This is a genomic window from Bradyrhizobium sp. BEA-2-5 (assembly GCF_032918025.1).
Classification (GTDB): domain Bacteria; phylum Pseudomonadota; class Alphaproteobacteria; order Rhizobiales; family Xanthobacteraceae; genus Bradyrhizobium; species Bradyrhizobium pachyrhizi.
Map to the genome: position 1 here is coordinate 3,016,566 of NZ_CP136629.1, position 26,122 is coordinate 3,042,687.

General features: G+C 65.4%; 16 protein-coding genes and 1 pseudogene. 9 read left to right on the forward strand and 8 right to left on the reverse strand.

What is annotated here, in order from left to right; all coding sequences use genetic code 11:
• Position 1: 1 nt before the first annotated feature.
• Positions 2-1,183 (reverse strand): cytochrome P450, encoded by a 1,182-nt coding sequence (locus tag RX327_RS13980; RefSeq protein ID WP_028331679.1) that lies wholly within the window; start codon positions 1,181-1,183, stop codon positions 2-4.
• A 138-nt stretch (positions 1,184-1,321) separates the two neighbouring features.
• Here RX327_RS13980 and RX327_RS13985 point away from each other — a divergent pair, with 138 nt between their 5' ends.
• Positions 1,322-2,230, forward strand: coding sequence for a LysR family transcriptional regulator (locus RX327_RS13985; protein WP_050387112.1), 909 nt, complete (start codon positions 1,322-1,324; stop codon positions 2,228-2,230).
• Positions 2,231-2,321: 91 nt separating this feature from the next.
• Here RX327_RS13985 and RX327_RS13990 read toward each other — a convergent pair whose 3' ends face one another.
• Together RX327_RS13990 and RX327_RS13995 are read right to left on the reverse strand one after the other, a co-directional pair.
• A complete protein-coding gene (locus tag RX327_RS13990) occupies positions 2,322-3,944 on the reverse strand; it encodes an inorganic phosphate transporter (protein WP_028331677.1) in 1,623 nt (540 codons plus the stop codon).
• A gap of 539 nt (positions 3,945-4,483) precedes the next feature.
• Positions 4,484-5,953, reverse strand: a complete 1,470-nt coding sequence (locus RX327_RS13995) for a UdgX family uracil-DNA binding protein (protein WP_317250606.1) — start codon at positions 5,951-5,953, stop codon at positions 4,484-4,486.
• 256 nt (positions 5,954-6,209) lie between these two features.
• Here RX327_RS13995 and RX327_RS14000 point away from each other — a divergent pair, with 256 nt between their 5' ends.
• The 3 genes and pseudogenes from RX327_RS14000 (at position 6,210) to RX327_RS14010 (ending at position 11,967) form a co-directional block, all read left to right on the forward strand.
• On the forward strand, positions 6,210-7,004 hold the full coding sequence (locus tag RX327_RS14000; protein WP_317250607.1) for a DNA repair protein: 795 nt from the start codon (positions 6,210-6,212) through the stop codon (positions 7,002-7,004).
• The gene (locus RX327_RS14005) at positions 6,895-8,544 is read left to right on the forward strand and encodes a DNA polymerase Y family protein (RefSeq protein WP_317250608.1); all 1,650 of its coding nucleotides are present in this window, start codon (positions 6,895-6,897) and stop codon (positions 8,542-8,544) included. Before RX327_RS14000 ends, RX327_RS14005 begins: the two co-directional genes overlap by 110 nt.
• Positions 8,541-11,967, forward strand: a pseudogene (locus RX327_RS14010) (error-prone DNA polymerase). The gene RX327_RS14005 and the pseudogene RX327_RS14010 overlap by 4 nt, the downstream one beginning before the upstream one ends.
• A gap of 623 nt (positions 11,968-12,590) precedes the next feature.
• Here RX327_RS14010 and RX327_RS14015 read toward each other — a convergent pair.
• Entirely contained in the window at positions 12,591-12,878 is a 288-nt protein-coding gene (locus RX327_RS14015) for a hypothetical protein (protein WP_317250609.1), read from the reverse strand.
• 122 nt (positions 12,879-13,000) lie between these two features.
• Between RX327_RS14015 and RX327_RS14020 the strand changes: the two genes are divergently transcribed.
• From RX327_RS14020 to RX327_RS14030, 3 genes are all read left to right on the forward strand, one after another.
• Positions 13,001-14,407 (forward strand): CoA transferase, encoded by a 1,407-nt coding sequence (locus RX327_RS14020; protein ID WP_317250610.1) that lies wholly within the window; start codon positions 13,001-13,003, stop codon positions 14,405-14,407.
• Positions 14,408-14,558: 151 nt separating this feature from the next.
• On the forward strand, positions 14,559-15,806 hold the full coding sequence (locus RX327_RS14025) for an efflux RND transporter periplasmic adaptor subunit (protein WP_317250611.1): 1,248 nt from the start codon (positions 14,559-14,561) through the stop codon (positions 15,804-15,806).
• Positions 15,807-15,921: 115 nt separating this feature from the next.
• Positions 15,922-19,056 carry a CusA/CzcA family heavy metal efflux RND transporter gene (locus tag RX327_RS14030; RefSeq protein ID WP_317250612.1) on the forward strand — a complete coding sequence of 1,045 codons (3,135 nt, stop codon included), beginning with the start codon at positions 15,922-15,924 and terminating at the stop codon, positions 19,054-19,056.
• Here RX327_RS14030 and RX327_RS14035 read toward each other — a convergent pair.
• Both RX327_RS14035 and RX327_RS14040 read right to left on the reverse strand, forming a co-directional pair.
• Positions 19,049-20,017 carry an amidohydrolase family protein gene (locus RX327_RS14035; protein ID WP_317250613.1) on the reverse strand — a complete coding sequence of 323 codons (969 nt, stop codon included), beginning with the start codon at positions 20,015-20,017 and terminating at the stop codon, positions 19,049-19,051. The two genes, RX327_RS14030 and RX327_RS14035, sit on opposite strands and share 8 nt — an antisense overlap.
• Positions 20,018-20,155: 138 nt before the next feature.
• Positions 20,156-21,574: a TolC family outer membrane protein gene (locus RX327_RS14040; RefSeq protein WP_317250614.1), complete on the reverse strand. Its 1,419-nt coding sequence runs from the start codon at positions 21,572-21,574 to the stop codon at positions 20,156-20,158.
• A gap of 242 nt (positions 21,575-21,816) precedes the next feature.
• Between RX327_RS14040 and RX327_RS14045 the strand changes: the two genes are divergently transcribed.
• Positions 21,817-23,679, forward strand: a complete 1,863-nt coding sequence (locus tag RX327_RS14045; RefSeq protein WP_317250615.1) for an acetyl-CoA hydrolase/transferase C-terminal domain-containing protein — start codon at positions 21,817-21,819, stop codon at positions 23,677-23,679.
• Here RX327_RS14045 and RX327_RS14050 read toward each other — a convergent pair.
• A complete protein-coding gene (locus RX327_RS14050; protein ID WP_317250616.1) occupies positions 23,676-24,455 on the reverse strand; it encodes an enoyl-CoA hydratase in 780 nt (259 codons plus the stop codon). The genes RX327_RS14045 and RX327_RS14050 overlap by 4 nt on opposite strands.
• A gap of 124 nt (positions 24,456-24,579) precedes the next feature.
• The gene (locus tag RX327_RS14055; RefSeq protein WP_038377096.1) at positions 24,580-25,251 is read right to left on the reverse strand and encodes a hypothetical protein; all 672 of its coding nucleotides are present in this window, start codon (positions 25,249-25,251) and stop codon (positions 24,580-24,582) included.
• A 325-nt stretch (positions 25,252-25,576) separates the two neighbouring features.
• Between RX327_RS14055 and RX327_RS14060 the strand changes: the two genes are divergently transcribed.
• Positions 25,577-26,122 carry a sigma-70 family RNA polymerase sigma factor gene (locus RX327_RS14060; RefSeq protein WP_317250617.1) on the forward strand — a complete coding sequence of 182 codons (546 nt, stop codon included), beginning with the start codon at positions 25,577-25,579 and terminating at the stop codon, positions 26,120-26,122.

The following is a 26,122-nucleotide window of genomic DNA, read 5'->3' on the forward strand; positions in this document are numbered from 1 at the left end:
TTCACGCATCCCATCTGACCGGCAGCGTCACCGGACCGCGGAACACCCAGCCGCGCACGACCGGCGGCGCCTCCGCGCGGAGGCGCAGATTGCGCAGGCGCGCGAACAGCATCGGCGCCACGATCCTGCCGACGGTGAGCCGCGACACCCAGGTGCCGGCGCAGAAATGCGGTCCGGCGCCGAATGCCAGATGCGATTGCTTGGGCCGCGTCACGTCGAAGCGATCGGGTTCGGCGAAGCGGCTGCCGTCGCGGTTCGCGGCGCCTACGCAGAGGCCGATCTGAAGGTCTTGCGGCAGCGTGGTGCCGGAGAGATCGACGTCGCGGGTGACGCGGCGCGGATACATGCCGATCGGCGAGATCCAGCGCACCGCTTCCTCGAGCGCGGCCGGCCACAGCTCGGGCTTCGCCAGCACGCCGACCTTCTGCGCCGGGTTTTCCAGGAGGCCGAGCACAAGCGTCAGGATCGCGTCGCGCGGCTCGTTCAGGCCGCCGCCGATGATCACCTTGATGTTGGCGCGGATGCCCTCGATCGGCATCGGCGGATCGGCATTGATCATCGAGGACAGGATCGAAGGATTCGGCTGACGGCGGTGATCGTCGAGCACCGCGTCGATCGCGGCATCGACCTCGGCGCTCGCCTGCATCGCCTTACGCTCGATCTCGGCATCGGCGGTATAGTTTCCGGCGCCGTCGATCAGCGCCTGCGACCACTCGGCGAGGGTCTGCCACGGCATCGCGCGAAAGCCGATCATCGCCATCAGGCTGAGCGAGGCCATCGGCGCGGCAAGGGCGGAGAACAGATCGGCCTCGTCGCTCGCGGACAGGTCGTCGATCAGCGCCGCCGCGATCGCGGTAAATTGCGGTGCCCAATACTCCTTGATTGTGGCCGGACGGAACGAGGGCTCGATCGCCCTGCGGCCGATCGCATGCTCGGCGCCGTCCTTGCGCATGAAGGTCGGCCCCATCACCTTGTTGACCAGCGAGGCCGGATTGTCGGCCGAGTAGGTCTCGGGATCGCGCTCGATCCGCATGATGTCGTCGAAACGCGTCACCAGCGTCAGCTTCGCGGGCGCGACGAAGACCGCCGGCGCGATCTCGCGCAGGCGGCGGAAGATCGGATACGGGTCGTCGAGCAGATCCTGATACGCGATATCGGTGACGACAGGCACGGCGCTGGTCATTGGTCCTCCCGGGAGCGCTTTTTCGCCAAGGCTAGTCCCGGGTACACGATCGCTCAATTCGATGGAATTGATTTGCTCCATCGAAATATCCCATGACCTTGTGCTAGGCTGGGCCGCCAGCAATGCGGGAGGTATAGCGTGGCGGCCAATTCCTCGATCGATCCGATCGACATCGGGACTCTGCGGACCCTTGTGCTGGTCTATGACTTGCAGTCGTTCTCCGCCGCGGCCAAGCGGCTCGACGTCAACCAGTCCACCATCAGCTATGCGGTCGAGCGGCTGCGCGGCGCGCTGCATGACCCGCTGTTCGTTCGCAGCGGCAATGGCGTGACGGCGACCGAGCGCTGCGCGGCGCTGGTTGCCTGGGCGCGGGACATGATCGACGAGATCGACGGGCTTGCATCACCGGCGGAGTTCGATCCGGCGACGGCGCAGGGCAGCGTGACGATCTCCTGCAACTATCACGAACGCCAGACCCTGATCCCGCAATTCAGCGCGCGGCTGCGTGCCGGCGCGCCGCGGGTCCGTCTCGTCCTGCTCGATGCCGCGGGCCATGGCGACGTCCATCTCAAGCAGAACCAGTGCGACATCGTGCTCGGTCCGGTCGGGATCGCCGGCGAAGGCTTCTTCCGGCGCAACATCCTCGCCGATCACTATGTCTGCGTGATGGATCCAGCCAATCCGCTCGCGCGGGGCCGGATCGCGCTATCGGCCTATGCCAGGGCCGAGCATGTCTTCATCACCCACAGCGGTGAGTGGCAGCCGCTTTATCTCGCGGCGCTGAGGGCGAGGAAGATCGAGATCGAGGCGGTGGTCAGCCTTCCCAACCACGATAGTCTGGAGCGCATCATCACAGGCACCAGGCTCGTTGCGACCATCCCGTATCATCTGGCGCGGGCGATGCACGGCGGCCTCCATGTCGCTGCACTGCCGTTCCGCGTGCCGATCTCGATCGACATGTACTGGGGCGCCAGGACGGCCAAATCCGGCTTGCACAGATGGGCGCGCGGCCTGCTGGCCGAGGTTGCGAAGGCTTGCGCCGCCTGAGCGACGAGCAGGGCTGCAGGTCCAAAGCAAAAGGCCCGCACCGGAGTGCGGACCTTTGTCCGGCGCGTTGCTACGCCGAAAGCGTGGGGCGTCAGAACAGGTGGTAGAACACGTAGTAGAGAACGCCCGAGATGATCATCGCGGCCGGCAGCGTCAGCACCCAGGCCATCGCGATGTTGCGGATCGTGGCCCATTGCAGGCCGGAGCCGTTGGCGGCCATGGTGCCGGCGATGCCTGACGACAGCACGTGCGTGGTCGAGACCGGCAGGCCGTAGCCGTCGGCCGCCGCGATCGTCGCGGCCGCCGTGATCTCGGCGCAGGCGCCCTGCGCGTAGGTCAGGTGGGTCTTGCCGATCTTCTCGCCGACGGTGACGACGATACGCTTCCAGCCGACCATGGTGCCGAGGCCGAGCGCGATGGCGACGGCGAACTTCACCCAGCTCGGGATGAACTTCGTCGCGGCATCGAGCGAGCCCTTGTACTCGTTCAGCGTGGCGATGTCGGCGGCGGTCAGCTCGGCTTCCTTGTCCTTCATCAGGAAACGGATCGCCTCGGACGCAAGGTACATGTCGTTACGGGTGTTGCCGACCGCGTCAGCCGGGAACTTGGCCAGCGATCCATACTGGGCAACCTGCTGGCCGATGTCGCGCACCAGCAACGCAAGCGACGGAAAGGTGCCTTCGTTGATCTGGTGCTGCGCGACATAGTTGGTCACAGCCGGGCGCGGGTTGCCGATCACGTTGTAACCGGCGGCCTTGCCTTCGATGACCTTGCTGGCCGCGGTCGAGTGCGCCGTGAACAGCTCGATCTGGCTCGAGGGCATTGCGCGGTTCAGCGCATAGGCGGTCGGCACGGTGCCGATCAGGATCAGCATGATCAGGCCCATGCCCTTCTGACCGTCGTTGGAGCCGTGGAAGAAGCTGACCAGCGTGCAGGTCAGGATCAGGATGCCGCGGATCCACCACGGCGGCGGCTGGTCGCCGACCGGTTCGCCGAACAGCGCCGGCGTCGCGCGCTGCAGCGCGATCTTGAGGAGATAGAGCAGGCCGGCGGCGAGCGCGAAGCCGAACAGCGGCGACAGCAGCAATGCCTTCGCGATGTTGGTCGCCTGCGACCAGTCGACGCCTGAGGTGCCGTCACGGCCGCGCAGCAGCGCGTTGGTGATGCCGACGCCCATGATCGAACCGATCAGGGTGTGCGAGCTCGAGGCCGGCAGGCCGAGCCACCAGGTGCCGAGATTCCAGATGATGGCGGCGATCAAGAGCGCGAACACCATGGCAAAGCCGGCACTGCTGCCGACCTGCAGGATCAGCTCGACCGGAAGCAGCGAGACGATGCCGAACGCGACGGCGCCGCTGGAGAGCAGCACGCCGATCAGGTTGAACATGCCCGACCACACCACGGCGACATGCGCCGGCAGCGAGCGGGTGTAGATCACGGTGGCGACCGCGTTCGCGGTGTCATGGAAGCCGTTGACGAATTCGAAGCCGAGCGCGATCAGCAGCGCGACGAACAGCAGGATATACGGCAGGAACGAGGTGATGCGCGTGCCGGTGGCGTCGACATCGGCATAGATGCTGTAGGCAACGAACAGCAGCGCGGCCGCAACCACGCCCAAATAGATAATCCCGGTGAGAGGATGAAAGCCCTTGTCGAGGTCCGGACCCTTCTTCAGGGCGGGCTCGATCGAGCCGGGTAACGCCATATCGCTCATGGTAAACTCCTGTCCCAATGCCCCCGATTTTGATCGATGCATATGACAAGCAATTGAAATCCGCCCCGCGAGACGCGCCGGTCTCCCGTGGCGGTGGACATCGAGCCGAAGTTTTGTGCAACGCATTGAGCGCGCACGTGGCTTGGCGGCCTCGTGGCAATCTTCAGCAACAAGGGATCGCCGATCGCGACGGAAAGCTGTGGCCTGCGTTTCGCAGGACGAGACATTGTGCGGACGACAATCACACCGGCATCCGATCGGGCCGGCGTGGCCGCCGGAGAATTCGGCAGGCGCCTGCGAGCGGGAAGGTTGCGAATGAGGGAGGGGGATTGAGAGATGAGGTGGCGCGCCGCACGATCGGGGCTAGCAAACCGTGCAGCGCGCCCGCCTCAGGGTACGTCATGGCGTGAACATGACGCCCGATACCTGCGGAACACGCTACCTTACCACGGATCAATTCAAGGTTGTAGGTATTTGTCCGCGTTTAGAACAATTTCTCGTTGCGATGTGGTTCCTCGGTTCCGTTGGTTTTGCGGAACTCAGGCCGCATCGGCCGATCTGCGCAACTGGTGTGCGGCGATTTTCAGATCGTCGACAAAGCGCTGATATTCCAGCGCCTTGGCTTTTTCATCCGGCAGCCGCAACAGATAGGACGGGTGCACGGTGATGAGCACCTTGGTTCCGTCGTGGTCGATCAGATGGCCGCGGTTCTTGTTGATCGGCGTGATCTTGCCGAGCACGCTCTGCGCCGCGGTGGCACCGAGCGCCATCACGAGGTCCGGCTTGATGGTGGCGAGCTCCCGCTCGTACCATTGCCGGCAGGCTCGGATCTCAGGTGTGTTCGGCTTCTGGTGCAGGCGGATTTTTCCGCGCGGCACGAATTTGAAGTGCTTGACCGCGTTGGTGACATAGACCTTCCTGCGGTCGACGCCGGCTTCCTCCAGCGCACGGTCGAGCATCTGCCCCGCGGGACCGACGAAGGGATGGCCGGCGAGGTCTTCCTTGTCGCCGGGCTGTTCGCCGACCAGCATCAGCGTTGCGCTCTGCGGTCCCTCGCCGAACACGGTCTGGGTTGCGTCTTTCCACAGCGGGCAGGCGCGGCAATCGGCGGCCTCCTCGCGCAAGGCCGCGATCGTGTAGTGAGCTTGCCTGTCTTGAACTTGAACTTGCTTGCCTTGAACTTGCTTGCCTTGAACTTGCTTGCGGGGCATCGGCGTATCCTGCCGCTTCTGCGGCTCGGCCGCCTTGCGTGCGATGAAGGGGCCGCTGGTCATGCGCTCGGCGTCCTCGATCAGAGGCTTAATGATCGAAGCCTCGGGCAGGTTCCTCCAATAGGCCTGCGGCATCTCCATCACTTTCAGCCGTGCGGGATTGAAGCGGCCGTTGTCGTGACGCCGCCACGCCTCCTCGAGCCGGTCCTCGGTCGGTACTTCGGATTTGGCGACGCCCGGCGTGATCGAGATCGCGTGCCCATCCCAATGCGCGCAGAGGTCCGGTGTCAGGATCGACCAGGGCATGTCGGCAAATCGCTTGGCGAAGAACGGCGCAGCGAGCTCGACGATATGATGCTCAGGCTCGAACCAGGCGACGTAATGCGCCTCGCGTTCCCGGCCGATCTCGCGGAAGCGCAGATGCGCATGCATCCTGTCGATATCGACATAGACCGCGCGCGCCATCGCGTGGACCTCGGCGACATCGGGATCATCGGTCGCACTGAGCAGATCGTGATGGCTGCGCAGCCGCCACAGCAGGCGATAGAGCAGGGCAAAGCGTTCGTCACTGCGATGCAGGATCGCGGCCTTTGCGAGCTCGACGAATTTGGCCGACACATTGAACCGCGCCTGCGGCGTATCCGGCAATTCATTCATGCAGGATGCCGACGACAATTCGTCGTCGCTGCGTACGGTCCATGTGATCTCCGCGGGCTTCACATCGTTCAGCGCCAATCGCCGCGCGGCCTTGCGCCAGCCCTCGAAATCGGTGTCGTTGTCGAGCACGATGATGCGCATGCGATTGCTCCGTTTCCGTCACGCCGCCATTTTCGGGGCCTGCGTGCCTGACACTGCGGAAGATCAGGGCCCGTCCGGTTCGGCGGCTGCTGAATCCCATTGATTCCACTTATGAATCGATGAGCTCACCAATCCGATTGACTCCGCGGGCCCTGTTAGCTTTATATTAGAACATATCATGAACAAATGAGCCAGCCGCTGGTTCTTTGTTCAGGCAGTGACGACCTCAAATTTTCAAGTTGAAGGAGCGGCGCATATGAACGGCGCACGCATGGGTACGCTTGCGTCTCTGCGCGGCAGCATCGCGCGCATCGAGGCGCCATCGGATGCGGCGATGCCGAACCGCGTCGCGCTCGGCCATACGATCGCGGATGCGATGCTGCGCGGCGGGCTTGCGCCGGCCGCATTGCACGAGGTGTTCGCGGCCGGCCATCAAGGCGGCGCGGCGACCGGCTTCATCGCGGGGCTCGCCGGACGGCTGTCGGCACGCAAGCCGCTGCTGTGGGTGCGGCAGGATTTTTCGGAAGTGGAAACAGGCGCGCTGTCGATGAGTGGGCTCAAAGAGCTCGGCCTCGATCCGCGCCGCGTGGTGATGGTGCGCGCCGCCGATGTCGAGAGCGCGCTGCGCACCTCGGCCGATGCGCTCGCCTGCGACGCGCTGGGCGCCGTCGTGCTCGAGCTCTGGGGCGAGGCGCGCCAGCTCGATCTCGTCGCCAGCCGCAAATTGACCCTGGCCGCGCAAGCCTCCGGCGTCACCGCGCTGGTGCTGCGGATCGCGGCGACGGCGATCCCCTCGACCGCGGAGACGCGCTGGATCGTGCGCGCGGCGCATTCGCCGCCGGGCAATGCCGCGAGCGTGTGGGGCGCGCCGCGCTTCGATGCCGAACTCTTGCGCAATCGTCATGGCCCCTGCGGCCGGTGGATCATGGAATGGAATTGTGATGAGTGCCAGTTCAGTGAACCGTCGACGTATCCTCAGCCTGTGGCTGCCGCGCCTGCCCATCGACCGCATCAAACGCAAGCTCGCGCAGGACATCGCCTCGCAAGCTGATGCACGGGAGGTGGCAGGGCTCCCTCTCCCGCAAGCGGGAGAGGCGAAGAAAGCAGAACTCCCCAGCGTCGTCGTCGCAAAAGACCACAATGCGATCCTGCTGCATGCCGTCGACGAGGCCGCGGTGCGCGCCGGGCTGTCGATCGGGCTGCCGCTCGCCAATGCGCGGGCGATCTGTCCGGAGCTCACGGTCTATGATGCCGATCCCGCCGCCGATCTGAAGACGCTCAGCGATGTCGCCGACTGGTGCGACCGCTTCACGCCGCTGGTGGCGCTCGACGCGCCGCACGGGCTGTTCCTCGACATCACCGGCTGCGCGCATCTGTTCGGCGGTGAGCGCGCGCTGCTGCAGATCGTGACGGGGGCGCTGAGTCGGCGCGGCTTTGCCGTCAGCGCGGCGATTGCCGGCACCTCGATCGCGGCGCGTACGCTGACGCGCACCGCCTCGGGCAAGATCGTCGCCGATGGCGAGGAAGCAGCGGCGGTCGGTCCACTGCCGGTGTCGGCGCTCGGTGCCGATGCCGCTGTCACGACCGGCTTGCGCCGCGCCGGCCTGAAGACCATCGGCGATGTCGCCTCGCGCGCGCCGCATGAAATCTCGGCGCGGTTCGGTGCGGCTTTCACCACCCTGCTTGGCCACGCGCTGGGACAGGGCGATGCGCCGATCAATCCGCGCAAACCGCTGCCCGATTACATCGTGGAAAAGCGCTTCGCCGAGCCGATCGCGACCGACACCATGATCGCGATGACGCTGTCAAGCCTCGCCAAGATGCTGGTTGCGGCGATGGACAAGCAGGGCAAGGGTGCGCGGCAGCTGGAAGCGAGCTTCTTCCGCACCGACGGCGTGGTGCGCGCGATCACGGTCGAGACCGGACGTCCGGTGACGCGAAGCGCCGTGATCGACCGGCTGTTCCGCGAACGCCTCGATGCGCTCGCCGATCCCCTCGATCCCGGCTTCGGCTTCGATCTCATTCGCCTCGCCGCAGGACGTACCGAGATCGTGGTACAGCAGCAGCGCGATCTCGACGCCACCATACACGATAATGACGAGCTCTCGGCACTGATCGACCGCATCGCCGCGCGCATCGGGGGAAAGCGCGTCGTCGTGCATCTGCCGCTCGAAAGCCACGTCCCCGAGCGATCGGCGCTGGCGCTGCCGGCGCAGCATCATCTGGCCGCGGCGGGCGCCGCCGCCTGGCCGGAGCGCGTCGCCGGCGAACCGCCGCTGCGTCCGCTTAGGCTGTTCGAGCGGCCCGAACCGATCAAGGTGCCGTTCGCGACCGTGCCGGATGGTCCGCCGCATCAATTCACCTGGCGCCGCGCGCTGCATGCGGTGGTGCGGGTGGAGGGGCCCGAGCGCATCGCCATGGAATGGTGGCAGCAGGACGGCAAGCAGCTGACGCGGGACTATTTCCGCATCGAGGATGCCGAAGGTCTGCGCTTCTGGATCTTTCGCGACGGTCTCTACGAGAGCGAGCTGCGGGACGAGGAAGGCAAGCCCGTTTCCCCCAACTGGTATGTGCACGGTCTCTTCGCATGACCACGCCTGCGTATGCCGAGATCGGCATCACCACGAACTTCTCCTTCCTGCGCGGCGGCTCGGATCCGCGCGCCTATGTGCATCAGGCCAGCATCCTCGGCGTCCCCGCGATCGGCATTGCCGATCACAACACGCTCGCCGGCGTGGTGCGGGCCTACAAGGAGCTCGACAGCGAGAAGGTCGCCCATCCGCCAAAGCTGCTGATCGGCGCGCGCATCGTCTTCGTCGACGGCACGCCCGACATCCTGGTCTATCCGCGCGACCGCGCCGCCTATGGCCGTCTGTGCCAGCTTCTCACCCGGGGCAAGCGCGGCGACGACATCATGCGGATCGAGAAGGGCGAATGCCATCTGAAGCTCGCCGACCTCCTCGACTTCGTCGAGGGTCAGCTCCTGGTGCTGGCGCTGCCGCATCGGTTCGAGGCTGCCGATGCGCTCGATCTGCTTGCGCAACTGAAGGCAAGCGCCGCCGACGGCGTCTGGCTCGCCGCAAGCCTGCTCTATCGCGGTGACGACAGGCGCCGCCTCGCGCGGCTGCATGGCCTCGCCACTGACGCCGGCGTGCCGCTGCTTGCGACCAACGAGGTGCTCTATCACCATCCCGCGCGCCGTCCCCTCCAGGACGTGCTGACCTGCATCCGGGAAAAGACCACGATCGATGCAATCGGACGGAAGCTGGAGGCCAATGCCGAGCGGCATCTCAAGCCGGCGCAAGAAATGATCAGGCTGTTCCGCGATCTGCCGGACGCGATCGCGGAAACCATGCGTTTTGCTGCGCGCATCTCTTTCTCGCTCGACCAGCTCAAATACCAATATCCCGACGAGCCGGTGCCGCCGGGAAAGACCGCGCAGGGACATCTGGAGGATCTGACCTGGGCCGGCGTCGACAAATATTTCGACGGCAAGATCGACGGCAAGTTGCGCGCGACGCTGAAGAAGGAGCTCGCGCTGATTGCCGAGCTGAAATACGCGCATTACTTCCTCACCGTGCACGACATCGTGCATTATGCACGCAGCCAGAACATCCTGTGCCAGGGGCGGGGATCGGCGGCGAATTCGGCCGTCTGCTACGTGCTCGGCATCACCTCGGTCGATCCGACCAAGGTTGATCTCCTGTTCGAGCGCTTCATCTCCAAGGAGCGGCTGGAGCCTCCGGATATCGACGTCGATTTCGAGCATTCTCGGCGCGAGGAGGTGATGCAATATGTCTATCGCCGCTACGGCCGCCATCGTGCCGCGATCATCGCCACCGTCATCCATTATCGCCCGCGCAGCGCCATTCGTGACGTCGGCAAGGCGCTGGGCCTGACCGAGGACGTCACCGCCGCGCTCGCCGACACGGTTTGGGGCAGCTGGGGCAAGGGCCTCAACGACATGCAGGTCAGGCAGGCCGGGCTTGATCCGAACAATCCGATGATCAATCTCGCGGTCGAGCTTGCGACCGAGCTGATCGAATTCCCGCGCCATCTCTCCCAGCATGTCGGCGGCTACGTGCTGACCCAGGACCGGCTCGACACCTATGTGCCGATCGGCAACGCGGCGATGGACGACCGCACCTTCATCGAATGGGACAAGGACGACGTCGACGCGCTCAGCATGATGAAGGTCGACGTTCTGGCGCTCGGCATGCTGACCTGCATCCGCAAGTGTTTTGACCTGATTGCGGACCACAAGGGCGAGCACTGGCGAGCGTTCCGCAGGACGATCCCAGGGTCTACGACATGCTGTGCCTCGGGGAGTCGCTCGGCGTGTTCCAGGTCGAGAGCCGCGCCCAGATGAACATGCTGCCGCGCCTGAAGCCGCGGACCTTCTACGATCTCGTCATCGAAGTCGCGATCGTGCGCCCCGGGCCGATCCAGGGCGACATGGTGCATCCGTATTTGCGGCGGCGGAACGGGCTCGAGAAAGTGAGCTACCCCTCGCCGTCGCCGGAGCACGGCGACAGGGACGAGCTCTATAAGGTGCTGCACAAGACGCTCGGCGTCCCGCTGTTCCAGGAGCAGGCAATGCGCATTGCGATCGAGGCTGCTCATTTTACGTCCGAGGAAGCCAACGGTCTGCGCCGTTCGATGGCGACCTTCCGCAACGTCGGCACCATCGGCCAATACGAGGAAAAGCTGATCGGCAACATGGTGGCGCGCGGCTACGACCCCAATTTCGCCAGAAGCTGCTTCGACCAGATCAAGGGATTTGGCTCCTACGGTTTTCCTGAGAGCCATGCCGCGAGCTTTGCGCAACTGGTCTACATTTCGTCGTGGCTGAAGCACTACCATCCCGACGCCTTCTGCTGCGGCCTCTTGAATTCGCAGCCGATGGGCTTTTATGCGCCGGCGCAGATCGTCGGCGATGCCCGCAAGAACGGCGTCGAGGTTCGCGACATCGACGTGTCCTACAGCTTCGCGCAGAACACGCTGGAGGAGCGCGACGGGAAATACTGCGCGGTGCGGCTCGGCTTCCGCCAGATCGATGGATTTCACTGGCTGGATGAGGACGAGGAGCGGTTGAGGAAGCTTCAGCTGTCATTCCGGGGCACGCGAAGCGTGAACCCGGAATCTCGAGGTTCCGGGTTCGATGCTTTGCATCGCCCCGGAATGACAGCGTTGGAAAAGAAGACTGGGCCGACCGCATCGTCGCCGCCCGCAACCGTCGTCCCTTCACCTCGCTCGAGGACTTCGCCCGCGACACCGGCCTGCCCAAGCGCGCGCTGATCCTGCTGGCGGATGCCGACGCGTTCCGCTCGCTCGGGCTCGATCGCCGCGAAGCGCTGTGGCAGGTGCGGCGGTTGCCCGACGACGTGCCGCTGCCGCTGTTCGAGGCGGCGACCGCGCGCGAGCAGCCGGACGAAGGCGCAAAGCCATTGCCGGCGATGCCGCGCGCCGAGCAGGTGGTCGCGGACTACCAGACCATCCGGCTATCGCTGAAAGGCCACCCGATGGAATTTTTGCGCGACACCTTCACGAAGGAGCGCGTCGTCGCCTGCCATACAATCAACCAGAGCAACAACCGGCGCCGCGTCCGCTGTGCCGGTGTGGTCCTGGTCCGGCAGCGGCCGGGCAGCGCCAGCGGCGTCGTGTTCATGACGCTGGAGGACGAGACCGGCATCGCCAATGTCGTGGTGTGGCCCAAGATCATGGAACAGTACCGCAAGGAGGTGATGGGCGCGCGCCTCATCCTGGTCGAGGGTTATATCCAGAGCAGCCCCGAGAAGGTGACGCATCTCATCGCCCAGCGCATGGTCGACCGCTCGCACGATCTGATCGGCCTCGCCAATAAATCCTTGAGCCGCAAGCATCCGGTACCGGCGGGCCCCGCGCTGATCGAGCCGCTCAACGACGACCGCCGCGATCACGGCGACAACTCGCCGCAAAAAATCCGCCACCCCCGCAACGTCCGCATCCTGCCGCCCTCCCGCGATTTCCATTAGCTGTCGTGCAATGACGGCAGCTGTTGAACCAGCTCCATCCCCAACGTCGTCCTGGCGAAAGCCAGGACCCATAACCACCGCTGCAAATGGTTACGCGGTGCTGCAAGGACGAGTGCCATCCACAACATCCTCCGCGGCGTATCCCGGCTTTCGCCGGGACGACGCCGGGGAAGCAACCGTGGACTCTCATTCTCCCCGGGGGGGGCGCATGCGAGCGATCCAGTACGCCGCGGCCCCTCGGCTCAATAACGGCCGTCTCTGGAATACTGGATCACCCGCATGCGCGCATGCGCGGGTGATGACGCCGCGTGGTGTGGCAACTTGAATCGAGGACCATCCTCATCGTCGTCCCTGCGAAAGCAGGGACCCATAACCACCGAAGCAAATTGTTATGCACTCTTGCAACGGCGAGTCCCGCCTACAACATTCGCTGCGGCGTATGGGACCCCTGAGTCCCTGCGGCGCGAACGCGCCATTGTCCATCCAATCGGTTCATCGACTTATGTCGCGCGAATGCGAACGTGTAGCCTACACGCCAATGCTGACACGTAGCTTACAACCGGTCCCTGTCGGACAGGCCCCATGTTGCATCGACGACGGATGACTTCCTCAGCCGCTGCATGCTACTCCACCGCGGCGCCCACCGGCGGACCGCCGGGCGGGCGGTGCAGGAAGGTCAGCGACGCATAGGCGCCGGCCCAGGAGCCGATCGCCGCGAACGCGACATAGAACGCGTTATCGGTGTAGCTGATCACCGCGTAGGAGGAGAGCAGGTACCAGATCGCGCTCCAGTTCGCCGCAGGAACGCGCTTGCGCGCGATCACCGCCGAGGTGAACATGACATAGACCGCGTCGGTGGCCGCCGTCGCGATGAACACGGCGCCTGCGGTGAGGGGATCAATGGCGGCCATTGCAACTCCTGTGTGGGTCAGGCAGAGCTGGATAGAAGCAGGACCGGAAATGACGGTTGGGATCGGGCACCGCCTTTTTGTCATCATGCTCGGGCATAGAATAATCGCAAACGGGTATGCGCATGCAGGACATTCGTGAAATCCTTTCCGATGTCTGGACCGGCGCCGGCGGCGCGCCGGCCGCGCTCGATGCGGTCACATTGACCGGCAGCGAGCCGCAGCTGCCGTCGTCGTTTCGGGTCGCAGCCGCAGCGCAGGCGCCGATCGCAGCAGCCGGCCTCGCCGCGGCCGAGATCTGGAAGGCCCGCAGCGGCGAGCAGCAGGATGTCGCGGTCGACATCCGCCACGCCGTCGCCGAATGTCGTTCCGAGCGCTATTTGCGCGTCGACGACAAGCCGCCCCCGCCGGCCTGGGACGCGATCGCCGGCGTCTATCGTATCAAAGACAACCGCTTCGTCCGCCTGCATACCAATTTCCCGCATCACCGCGACGCCGTCTGCAAGGTGCTGGGCTGCAACGCTGAACGTGACGACGTCCAGGCCGCGCTGCTGCAATGGGACGGCGAGGCGTTCGAGACCGCGGCCTACGCCGCCGGCGGCGTCGTCGCCTTGATGCGCTCGCACGACGAGTGGTCGGCGACGCCGCATGCCAACGAACTGGCAAAACTGCCGCTGATCTCGATCGAGAAGATCGGCGAGGCCGCACCGAAGCCGTGGCCCGCGGGCAACCGGCCGCTGGCCGGAATCCGTGTGCTCGATCTCTCTCGCGTCATCGCGGGCCCCGTCGCCGGCCGCACGCTCGCTGCGCACGGCGCGGACGTGCTGCTGGTGTCAGGACCGGAGCTGCCCGCCATTCCCTGGCTCACCATCGACACCAGCCGCGGGAAGCTCACCACCTTCCTCGAGCTGCGGAGCGAAGAGGGGCGGGGCGTGATGCAGGGTCTGGTGGCGCAGGCCGATATTCTCTCGCAGGGTTATCGTCCGCAGGCGATCGCGCGGCTCGGCTTCGCGCCGGAGGACGCAGCGCAAATCAATCCTGGCATCGTCTATGTCACGCTGTCGGCCTATGGCCACACCGGCCCCTGGGCCGAGCGGCGCGGCTTCGACTCGCTGGTGCAGACGACGACCGGCTTCAATCACGCCGAGGGCCAGGCCGCCGGCATCGATGCTCCCAGGGAATTGCCGGCTCAAATCCTCGACCACGCCACCGGCTATCTGATGGCGTTCGGCGCGATGATGGCCAGGGCGCGCCAAGCCCGCGAAGGCGGCAGCTGGCACGTGCGCGTCTCGCTGGCGCAGACCGGGCGATGGTTGTGGAATCTCGGTCGCCTCGAAGGAGGCCTTGCGACGGAGGACCTGAAGGCGGATGCGGTGCAGCCCTTCATCGAACGGCTGCCGTCCGGCTTTGGTACGCTGAGCTCGGTCCGGCATGCCGCCGTGCTGTCCAGGACCCCGGCCCATTGGTCCCGTCCGGCCATGCCCCTCGGCAGCCACCCTCCGGAGTTTCCTGCCCCGGAGTTTCCCGGATGAGACATTCAGCTGCCGTTCAGGCTATGCAAACTTTAACGACAGGCGTCGCCGAAGGGCGATTTTTAGGTTGTTTGAGACGCCAATTCAGCACTATTAGCGCACCGCTGGGGCCGTCCCGCCGGATGCTGCAACGATCGACCCCGCGGACCGCATGGTGAAAGAGTTTACCAAGAGAATGCAGAGCTTTAGCCGCCCGCGCCTGGTCGTGGCCGCGGCGCTGCTGGCGGTTGCCTGCGCGGGTGCCTATGGCTACACGCGTTTCGGCTCGGAAAAGCAGACATCTTCGGAAGTCTCCAGCCAGTCCCGCAAGGGCGGCGCGCGCTATGCGCCGTCGGCGGCCGAGTGGGCCAGCCTGACCTTCCAGACCGTGAGCGAGCACACCTTCCGCTCCGAGCTGGTGACCGAGGGCAAGATCGGCATCGATGAGGACCGCTCCACCCCGGTCTACTCGCCCTATACCGGACGCGTCACGCGCCTCATGGTGCGGCCGGGCGATGCCGTGGTGAAGGGCCAGCCGCTGTTCGTGATCGAGGCGGCCGACACCGTGCAGGCGCAGAACGATTACATCGCGGCGATGACCGGCCTCAACAAGGCGCAGTCGGCGCTCGACCTGGCGCAGATCCAGGAGAAGCGCGCCAAGGATCTGTCCGAGGGCAAGGCGATCCCGCTGAAGGATTATCAGCAGGCGCAGGCGGCGCTGGTGCAAGCGCAGAACGATGCGCGCTCGGCGCAGACGCTTTTGGAAGCGGCGCAGAACAAGCTGCACATTCTCGGCTTCGGCGACGACGACATCACGACGCTGCGGCAGAAGGGCCGCCTCAATCCGGAGACGACGGTGTTCGCGCCGATCGGCGGCACCGTGGTGCAGCGCAAGGCCGGTCCCGGCCAGTATGTCTCGACCGGCGCCAGCGACCCGGTCTTCGTGATCGGCGATCTCTCCACGGTCTGGCTCACCGCCTTCGTGCGCGAATCCGACGCAGACAATGTCGCGGTCGGCCAGGACCTCACCTTCAGCGTGATGGCGCTGCCGGGGAAGACGCTGAACGCCCGGGTCAACTATGTCGCCGCGGCGATCGACGCGACCTCGCGCCGGCTCCTGGTTCGCGCCACCATCGACAACGCCGACAAGCGGCTGAAGCCCGAGATGTTCGCCAATGTGACGCTGTATTCGAAGGGCGATCACCCGGCGGTCGGCGTGCCGAAGCAGGCGCTGATCTACGAGGGCGACCAGGTTCGGCTCTGGGTCGCGAGGGCCGACGACAAGACCATCGAGCTGCGTCAGATCAAGCCCGGCCTCATCAATGGCGACCTCGTCGAGGTGGCCGGCAACCTCAAGCCGGGCGAGCAGATCGTGACGAAGGGAAGCCTCTTCATCGACCGCGCCGCATCAGGCACCTAAGCGCATGATCCGGAAAAGCGGGAAGCGGTTTTCCCTCGCGACAAACGCGCAACGCGTTTGCGCGGAGATCACGCTCAATAAGAAAACTCCCTTCCAGTTGAAAGCGCCGACCTGAATGGATCGTCTCGTTGCCCTCGCCGTCGACCGGCGCTTCCTGATGGTCGGCATGTTCGCCGCCGTGCTGATCGGCGGCCTCATCGCGTTCAACCAGCTCAACATCGAGGCCTATCCCGATCCGACCCCGCCGATGGTCGATATCGTGACGCAGAGTCCGGGCCTGTCGGCGGAGGAGATCGAGCGCTACATCACGATCCCGATCGAGACCCAGGTCGCGGGCCTGAAGAACCTCACGACCATCCGCACCATCTCGCTCTACGGCCTCTCCGACGTCAAACTCCAGTTCTCCTTCGCCTACACCTATGACGAGGCGTTGCAGCAGGTGCTGAACCGCCTGGCGCAGCTCGCGCCGCTGCCGGGCAACGTGCAGCCGCAAATCTCGCCGCTCAGCCCGATCGGAGAGATCTTCCGTTATCGCCTGGTTGGCCCGCCCAATTACAGCGTGCTCGACCTCAAGACCATTCAGGACTGGATTCTCCAGCGCCGTTTCCGTGCCGTGCCCGGCGTCATCGACGTCACCGGCTGGGGCGGCAAGAGCAAGACCTACGAGCTCCAGGTCGACTTCAACAAGCTGGTCGCCAATGGCCTGACGCTGCCGCAACTGCTCCAGGCCGTCGGCAATTCCAACGTCAATGTCGGCGGCAACACCGTCGATATCGGCCAGCAATCGGCCGTGGTGCGCGGCGTCGGCCTGATCCGCTCGATCGACGACCTCGCCAACACCATGGTGGCGCAGACCGGCGGCAATCCGGTGCTGGTCAAGGACGTCGCAACCGTCACCGTCGGCCACAAGCCGCGTCTCGGCATCGCCGGCCTCGACGAAACCGACGACATCGTGCAGGGAATCGTCCTGATGCGCCGCGGCGAACAGAGCTCGCCGACCATCAAGCGGGTCGAGCAGCTCGTTCAGCAAATCAACAACTCCACCATTCTGCCGCCCGGCGTGCGCATCGAGCGCATCTACGACCGCAAGGACCTGATCGATCTCACCACCCACACCGTGCTGCACAACATGGTGGTCGGCATCCTGCTGATCGTGCTGTTGCAGTGGATATTCCTCGGCAATCTCCGCAGCGCGCTGATCGTCGGCGCCACTATTCCATTCGCGCTGTTCTTCGCCGTGATCATCCTGGTGCTGCGCGGGGAATCGGCAAACCTGTTGTCGGTCGGCGCCATCGATTTCGGCCTGATCGTCGATGCCACCGTCATCATGGTGGAGGCGATCTTCCGCCGCCTGACGCAAACCACCGCGCTGTCGGAAGACGAGCGAAGCCACATCTCCGAGGACACGGTGATGGGGATGAAGAGCCACGCGATCCTGTCGGCGGCCGCCGACGTCTCGCGCTCGATCTTCTTCGCCGCGGCGATCATCATCGCGGCCTTCCTGCCGCTGTTCACGCTGTCCGGTGTCGAGGGCAACATCTTCGGGCCGATGGCCCGCACCTATGCCTATGCGCTCGCCGGTGGGCTCCTTGCGACCTTCACCGTCACGCCGGCGCTGTCCGCGATCATCCTGCCCGCGCATGTCGAGGAAACCGAGACCTGGATCGTCAAGAAGCTCGACGCGATCTACCTGCCGGTGCTGAACTGGGCGATCGCCAACCGCAAGCTGGTGATGGCCGGCGCGGCCGGCCTCGTGGTCATGACCATCATCTTCGCGCGCTTCCTCGGCCTCGAATTCCTGCCGAAGCTGGAGGAGGGCAATCTCTGGATCCGTGCCACGCTGCCGCCGACCATCTCGCTCCAGGAAGGCAACAGCTACGTCAACGAGATGCGCAAGGTGATCCGCGCCCGGCCGGAGGTCGAATCCGTCGTGTCGCAGCACGGCCGTCCCGATGACGGCACCGACGCCGCCGGCTTCTTCAATGCCGAGTTCTTCGCGCCGCTCAAGCCCGCCAGCGAATGGCCAAATACTCACGACAAGGACGTGCTGACCGCGCAATTGCTGGCGCAGTTGCAGGAGAAATTTCCCGGCGTCGAGTTCAACTTCTCGCAATATCTCCAGGACAACGTCTCCGAAGCCGTCTCCGGCGTGAAGGGCGAGAACTCGATCAAGCTGTTCGGCAGCGACCTCCAGGCGCTGACCGACACCGCCAACAAGATCAAATCGGTGCTGGCCACCGTACAGGGCGTCACCGACCTTGCGGTGTTCACCTCGCTCGGGCAGCCGACCATCCAGATCGACATCGACCGCGCCAAGGCCGCGCGCTACGGCCTTGCACCGGGCGACATCAACGCCACCATCAAGGTCGCGATCGGCGGCGACACCGCCGGCGACCTTTATGAGCCCGGAAGCGACCGCCACTTCCCGATCATCGTCCGCCTTGCGCCGGAATATCGCAAGAGCGCGGAAGCGATCCAGAACTTGCGGATCGGGGTGGCGAACGCCAACGGCGGTATCACGCAGATCCCGCTCTCCGAAGTGGCCTCGATCAACCTGATCTCCGGCGCGGCCTATATCTATCGCGAGCAGCAGGAGCGCTATCTGCCGATCAAGTTCTCGGTGCGCGAGCGCGATCTCGGCAGCGCCATCCGCGAGGCACAGGACAAGATCGCCGAGCAGGTGCAGCTGCCGCCGGGCTCGCACATGGAGTGGGTCGGCGAGTTCGGCAATCTCCAGGACGCGATCCGGCGGCTGTCGATCGTGGTGCCGATCTCGCTGGCGCTGATCGGCGTGCTGCTCTGGTTCAATTTCGGCTCGATGACCGACACGCTGCTCGCGATGAGCGTGATCCCGATGGCGATCTTCGGCGGCGTGCTGGGCCTGCTGATAACAGGCACGGCGTTCAGCGTCTCCGCGGCAATCGGTTTCATCGCGCTGTTCGGCATCGCCGTGATGGACGGCATCATCATCCTGTCGCAGTTCAACCAGCTCATCGAAGAGGGCATGGACCGCATGAGCGCGGTGGTCCGCACCGGCGAGCTTCAGCTCCGTCCCGTGCTGATGACCTGCGTCGTCGCGGGCGTCGGCCTGTTGCCGGCGGCGCTGTCGGAGGGGATCGGCTCGCAGGTGCAGAAGCCGCTCGCGGTCGTCGTCGTCACCGGCATGATGCTGGCGCCGCTCGTGATCCTGATCACGCTGCCGGTCTTGATCTCCTACTTCTCGCGCCGGCCGAAGGACAGCCTCAGGTGAACCCGTAGAGCCGCGCCGGATTGTCGACCAGGATCTTCTTGCGCACATCCGCATCCGGCGCCCACACCGGAAGCTGGTTGAGCAGGCGGCCGTCGTCGATCTGATACAGCGGCGTCACGTCGGTGACCTTCCTGCCTTGCGGCGTCACCGAATCCGGATGCGGCCAGTCGGTGCCCCAGACGATGCGGTCCGCATTGGCCGCGATCAGCGCCTGCGCCAGCGGCGTGGCGTCGGCATAATCGGGCGCGAGCTTGGAGGCGCGGTAGGCGCCGGAAATCTTGACATAGGCCTTGCCGGACTTGACCAGCGCGAGCAGGTCGGCAAATGCCGGTTGGCCGGTGCCGAGTGCGGCCTCGGCGCCGCCGAAATGGTCGAACACGACCGGCACCGGCGCTGTAGCGACGAGGTCCTTGATCGCGGAGACCATCGCGAGGCTGGTGTAGAGCTGCACATGCCAGCCGCGCGCCTTCATGCGCTCGACGGCCGTGGTGAAGCGAGCGCGGCCGACATTGGGGTCGTTGATGCCCCCGGTCGCCAGATTGATGCGGATGCCGCGGAAGCCGGCCTTGTTCATGGCATCGAGATCGCTCTCGCTGGTCTTGTCGTCGATCACGGCGACCCCGCGCGCGGTCGCGCCACGCGCCTTCATGCCGAACAAGGTGGAGGAATTGTCGGTGCCGTAGACGCTCGGCGTCACGATCACCACGCGCTCGATATGCAGCGCCTTGTGCAGCGCCGCCATTTCTTCGGGGCTCGCCGGCTCCGGCGTATAGACGCGCCCCGCGAAGAACGGAAATCTCTGGGGGTCGCCATGAATGTGGGTGTGGCAGTCGCACGCCCCTGCAGGCACGTCGAAATTCACCGCGGTTGATGGTTGCGCTGCCTTGGAAAATGCGTTGCCGCTGGTCATGGTCACTCCCGCTGCGATGGAAGCCAGCATCATATCGCGTCGCGTCAGCATTGGACGTCTCCCTGTGTGCTCGGCTGTTATGCGCGTCATACGCGCGTCGGCATTATGGGTTGCCGGCGGGGGCGGAGGTTATCGGCGGAGAGAGCGGGCGGGAAGGGCCCGTTCGCGGTGCGAACGGTTCCGCAATGCCTATTGCCCCGACGGCGTGCGCAGGCCGTGCCAGGCGTCGCGGACCTGGTGGTAATGCACCTCGGGCAGATAGTCCGGCGTGTTCAGGTTCAGCGTCTTGACGTCGAGATGGCCGATGGCGCTGAGCAGCGTGTAGGAGGCGATCACGCGGTCGCGTTGCGCGCCGATCAGCCGTGCTCGCGCGGTGATCAGATCCTGCTGCGCGTTGAGCACGTCTACCGTGGTGCGCTGGCCGCCCGCGGCTTCTTTCTGCACGCCAGCCAGCGCAACTTCCGCAGCCTTCATCTCGGACTCGGAGGCCGACACCGCGATCTTGGCGCCCTCATTGGCGACCCACGCGCTGACCACGGCGGTCTTGGCCTGATTGCGGACCTGATCCAGCACCAGCCGGCTCTGCGCCGCGACCTCCTTGGCCTGCCGGGTCTGCGATGCGGCGGTGCCGCCGTCATAGATCGGCTGCGTCACCTGACCGATCACCGAGGCCTGATCGGTGCCGAAGCTGCCGAGCGTGGTGTCGGTGTCGCGGCTGCGGCTGACGCTGCCCTGCACGGAGACGTTCGGCATCAGGCTGCTCTCGGCGACGCGAATCGAGGTCGAGGCGACGTCGACGTCGAAGCCTGCCGCGGTGACGGCGGGATGCTCGCGGAGCGAGAGCGCGATCGCATCCTCGCGGCTGCGCGGCAACAGTCGGTCGATGGTCTCGGCCGGGCGCAACTGGGATGGCGCGTTGCCGACCACCTGCGCATAGGTGGCCTGGCTGATCGCGTAATTGACCTCGGCGGCGTTGAGGTCGGCAAGGCCGCGGTTCAGTCGCGCCTCGGCCTGGGCGGTATCGGTCGGCGTCACGTCGCCGGCATTGAGGCGCCGTTCGGTGATTGCCCGGGTCTCCTTCAGGAAGGCGACGTTGGCGCGCTGCGCCTCGACCAGGGACTGGTTGGCGAGCACGTTGGTGTAGGCGGTGACCGCATCGAGCAGGACGCCTTGGCCGACATTGCGCAGGGCCTCGCGGCCCGACTGCACCTGGAGTTCGGCGGCCCGCACGCTGTTGGCGGTGCGGAAACCGTTGAACAGGGTCTGCGTCACGGTGACGCCGATCTGCCACGGCTTCAGCGTTGCGGTCTGGATCACATTGCCGGGCAGCTGATCGCGCACCGCCTGCAGGCCGACCGACAGGCCGGCCACGATCTGCGGCCGGTAGCCGGCGAGCGCCTGCGGCACGTTCTCGTCGGTCGCGCGCTGGCGCGCACGCTCGGCATTGAGCTGCGGGTTGGTCTGGTAAGCCTTGGCCAGCGCCTCCGGCAGGCTCTCGGCGCGGGCCGCGGTCTCCGTCAGCAGCGCACATGCCAGCACGCCAAGGCCGATGCCCGACAAAAGCACGCGCCTCGCTACGTCGCCGACCCTCGCGGCACGCTCAACCATGTGATCCCGCAAACCAAAACTCCGGCAGTGCGCCCCCGCCGACGCCGCCGACACATCTACCTGTTTACGGGGCGGTGCCGCCACAGACAAACCGCCGCGCGACATCTGCACATCATTTCAGTTCTTGTCTGTTGCCGGTTCGTCACAGGCGCACGTATCGGTCATATGAAGTATAAGTTTGAACCGCCGGCCGTCGATTCAACGATGCCGGTTATCCACCGTCTCGTCCGGGTCCATTGCTGATGCCGATATTCTTCTCCGACCCCGAGGCGATCGCGGAGCACATCATTCGTGACGTCGGAACCGAACTGGTGGTCGGGCTGCCGCTCGGCCTCGGCAAGGCCAATCACATCGTCAACGCGCTGTATGCGCGGGCGGTGGCCGACCGCTCCATCAACCTGACGCTGTTCTCCGCACTGACGCTGGAAAAGCCGAAGCCGAAGAGCCTGCTCGAACGGCGTTTCATCGGACCGGTGATCGACCGCCTGTTCGACGGCTATCCGGATCTCGCCTACGCGGATGCGCTGCATCATGGCGCACTTCCGCCCAACATCAAGGTGATCGAGTTCTTCTTCCTCGCGGGGCAGTGGCTGCACCAGCCATTCGCGCAACAGCACTACATTTCCGCCAACTACACCCATGCGGCGTCATATTTGTTGGCGCGCGGACTGAATGTCGTGCCTCAGCTCGTTGCCAAGCGCATGGTTGACGGCGTGCCGCGCTACAGCCTGAGCTGCAACACCGACACCACGCTCGACGTGCTGCGCGCCCGTGCGCAGGGGCGGGCGTCGTTCAAGCTGATCGGCCAGGTCAATTCCGAGCTGCCGTTCATGCCCGGCGCCGGCGACCTGCCGGCGGATCAATTCGCCGCGGTGCTCGACAGTCCCGAGACCGATTTCTCGCTGTTCGCGCCGCCGTCCGAGCCGATCAGCGACACCAAATATGCGATCGGCTTGCACGCCGCTGGTCTGGTCCGCGACGGCGGCACGTTGCAGATCGGCATCGGGCAGGTCGGCGACGCGCTGGCGCAGGGGCTCGTGGTCCGCCATCGCGACAACGCCCAATTCCACGGCATCATGCGGCGCCTTGCGCCCGGTACCGGGCAACTCGCCGCGGCCGGGACCGGGTCGTTCGAAAAGGGTCTCTACGGCGTCAGCGAGATGCTGTTCGAGGCGTTCCTCGGGTTGATCGACGCCGGCATCCTCAAGCGCGAGGTCGGCGGCGTGATCCTGCACGGCGCATTCTTCCTGGGCCCGCCATCATTCTACCGGGCGCTGCGCGAGATGGCACCGGAGCAGCTGGCGCGAATCCAGATGATGCCGGTTTCCTTCACCAACGAGATCTTCGGCGACGAGGACGGCAAGCGTCGCGCCCGGGTCGATGCGCGCTTCGTCAACAATGCGATGATGGCGACGCTGCTCGGCGCTGCGATCTCGGACGGTCTCGAGAACGGCCAGGTCGTGAGCGGGGTCGGCGGCCAGTATAATTTTGTGGCGCAGGCATTCGCGCTCGAGGGCGCACGTTCTGTGCTGGCGCTGGAGGCGACCCGTCAGTCCGCCAAGCAAGCGCAGTCGAACATTCGCTGGTCCTATGGACATGAGACCATCCCGCGGCATCTGCGCGATGTCTTTGTCACTGAATATGGCGTCGCCGACGTCAGGGGGAAATCCGATGCCGACGTGATCGCCGCGATGCTGCAGGTCTCGGACTCCCGCTTCCAGGGTGAATTGATGCGGCAGGCCAAGGATGCCGGCAAGCTGCCGCGCAGCTACGAGATTCCTGCGGCGCATCGCGAAAATTATCCCGAGCGCATCAGTGCTGCGCTGAGGCCCGCGCGCGACGCCGGGCTGCTGCCGTCATTCCCGTTCGGCAGCGACTTCACCGATGTCGAGCAGCGGCTGATTCCGGCTTTGCAGATCTTGCGGCAGGCGCAGCACACGCCGCTGCAACTCGCCGGCCTGCTGTGGCAGGGCATGCGGCATCCGCCCGATGCCGCCGACCGCGAATGCCTGGCGCGGCTCGGTCTCGACAAGCCGACGCATTTCGCCGAGCGCGCCTATCGCGCGCTCGTCACCGCGGCATTGCAACGGAGCCGAATGGGTTAACGGTTCTTGTTCATCGGCTTGCGCTTCTCGATGAACGCAGCCATGCCCTCGGAGCGGTCCTCGAGCGCGAAAGTCGAGTGGAACAGGTTGCGCTCGACGCTCATGCCCTCGGCGAGCGTGGTCTCGAAGGCGCGGTTCACCGCTTCCTTGGCCATCGCGGCCGCAGGGCGCGACATCGCGGCGATCTTCTCGGCTGCCGCCATCACTTCGTCCATGAGCTTGTCAGCGGGTACGATGCGGCTGACGAGGCCCGAGCGCTCGGCTTCCGCCGCATCCATCATCCGGCCGGTGAGGCAGAGGTCCATTGCCTTGGACTTGCCGATCGCGCGCGTCAGGCGCTGGGTACCGCCGATGCCGGGAATGGTGCCGAGCGTGATCTCGGGCTGGCCGAACTTCGCGGTGTCGGCGGCGATGATGAAATCGCACATCATGGCGAGCTCGCAGCCGCCGCCCAGCGCATAGCCGGCAACCGCCGCGATCGTCGGCTTGCGGCAACGCGCGACGCGGTCGCCGCCGATCGCGGCGAAATCCTCCGAGAACATGTCGATGAAGCCCTTGGGCTGCATCTCCTTGATGTCGGCGCCGGCGGCAAAGGCCTTCTCGTTGCCGGTCACGACGATGCAGCCGATGGCATCATCGGCCTCGAGATCGTCGACCGCCGCGGCGATCTCGCGAAAGACGCCGAAGGAGAGTGCGTTGAGCATTTTCGGCCGGTTCAGCTTGATGACGCCGACCGGTCCCTTGCTTTCAACAATGATGAATTCGAACATAGCCATGGACGCAAACCCCGTGCCTGATTTGCCGGGCAATGTGCCCGCTGACGGGATGCGCTTCAAGTGGCTGAAGCGAGGCTTTGGGCTGCGGTGCGGCGCCCCCCGCGCCGCACCGCAGGCGCCTCCGCTAGGCCATGAACATGCGCGCGGCGGAGGCCACCGTGAGCAGGGCACCGAAGCCGATGAAGATCTTCCCGATCAGCGAGGTCTGGTCCCAGCTCGCGCTGTCGCTGCTCGCCAGAACCGGGGCCGGCTTGGGTGCAGCCACGGCAACCGTCGGCGGCGGCCCGGGTGGTGTCTCCTGTTGAGCGGTCTGCGGCTGGGCCGGCTGCGGCTGTTCCGCCGGCTGCTCCTGCTGCAGGGCGCGGTCGACCTCGTTGAGCTGGTCGGATGCGACCACATTACCGTCGGACTGGTCTGCCGGCTTGTCGGCCGCGGCAATCAACACATTGGCTTTCACCGGCGTCGCCGCCGCATTGTCGTCGCCGGAGGTCAGCTCCGCATTGGCGTTGGCGACGGTGGCGGGAATGCCTGCCGAGGTGACCCTGCCGGCGTCGTTATTGGTGGCCTTCTTGCTCTCGGACTTGTCGGCCGTCTTGGAGGACTGGCGACGCGCATGGCGCCGGCCATGCCGGGAGCTCTGTTGCGCGGACTTCTCGGTCGTTGCGCTGTCGGATTTCGATGCCGATGCGTCCGAACCGGCCGCATGCGCCGCCAGCGGACCGGCGAGACCTACGAAAAGGCCTGTCAGTCCTGTCGCAACCATCAATGCCAAGCGCCCGCCGGCTTTGATCTTCATTTTGATGATCTCCCCATGTCGCCCGCCCAAGGGCGAAAAGAGACCCCGCTGCGTGTCCACACCGGGGCAGAAAAAGGGAATCTTCGGGCATCCGGGGGCAAAAGCTGGGCAATTTCTTCCCAGCGGCCCATCGACGGCAGCAGCACCGATGCTTGTCGGACCGATCGGTGTTATGAGCCGTGACGTCTGGAAACCCGCCGGAGCGATTCTTTGAGGCCGATCCTCGGCGCGGTCTTGCCGGTGGATGGAGATCACGAATTCGTGATCATCTGGCATGCCGCGTAACGAACTGAAAGATCGGCCGAATTGCAATTCAGGAGCCTGCGTGCGCGGACGTGAGGACGAATGGACCGGCCTGATGCGGTCGGCCATGGCTGGCGATGACGCGGCCTATCATCGCCTGTTGAAGGCAATCACGCCGGTGCTCCGTGCCGCAGCGCGCCGCGGCCTGGCGCGCGCGGGACAACCGGTCGACCAGGCCGAGGATATCGTGCAGGAGATTCTGTTGGCGGTGCATCTGAAACGGCACACCTGGGACAGCGAGGCCCCCTTCGCGCCCTGGCTGTTTGCGATCGGCCGCAACAAGCTGATCGACGCGCTCCGCCGGCGCGGCAGGCGCGTGTTCGTCAACATCGACGATTTCGCCGAGACGCTGCCCGGGGAAACACCGGAACCGACGGCCTCGCCGAGCGAGGTGAGCGCCCAGTTGCAGGCGTTGCCCGCGCGTCAGCGCGACGTGCTGCAATCGATCGCGGTCGAGGCCGCCTCGATCAAGGATACGGCGGCGAAGTTTTCGATGAGCGAGGGTGCGGTGCGGGTCGCGCTGCATCGCGGACTTGCGAGCCTCACTGCGAAATTACGGGATCGATGA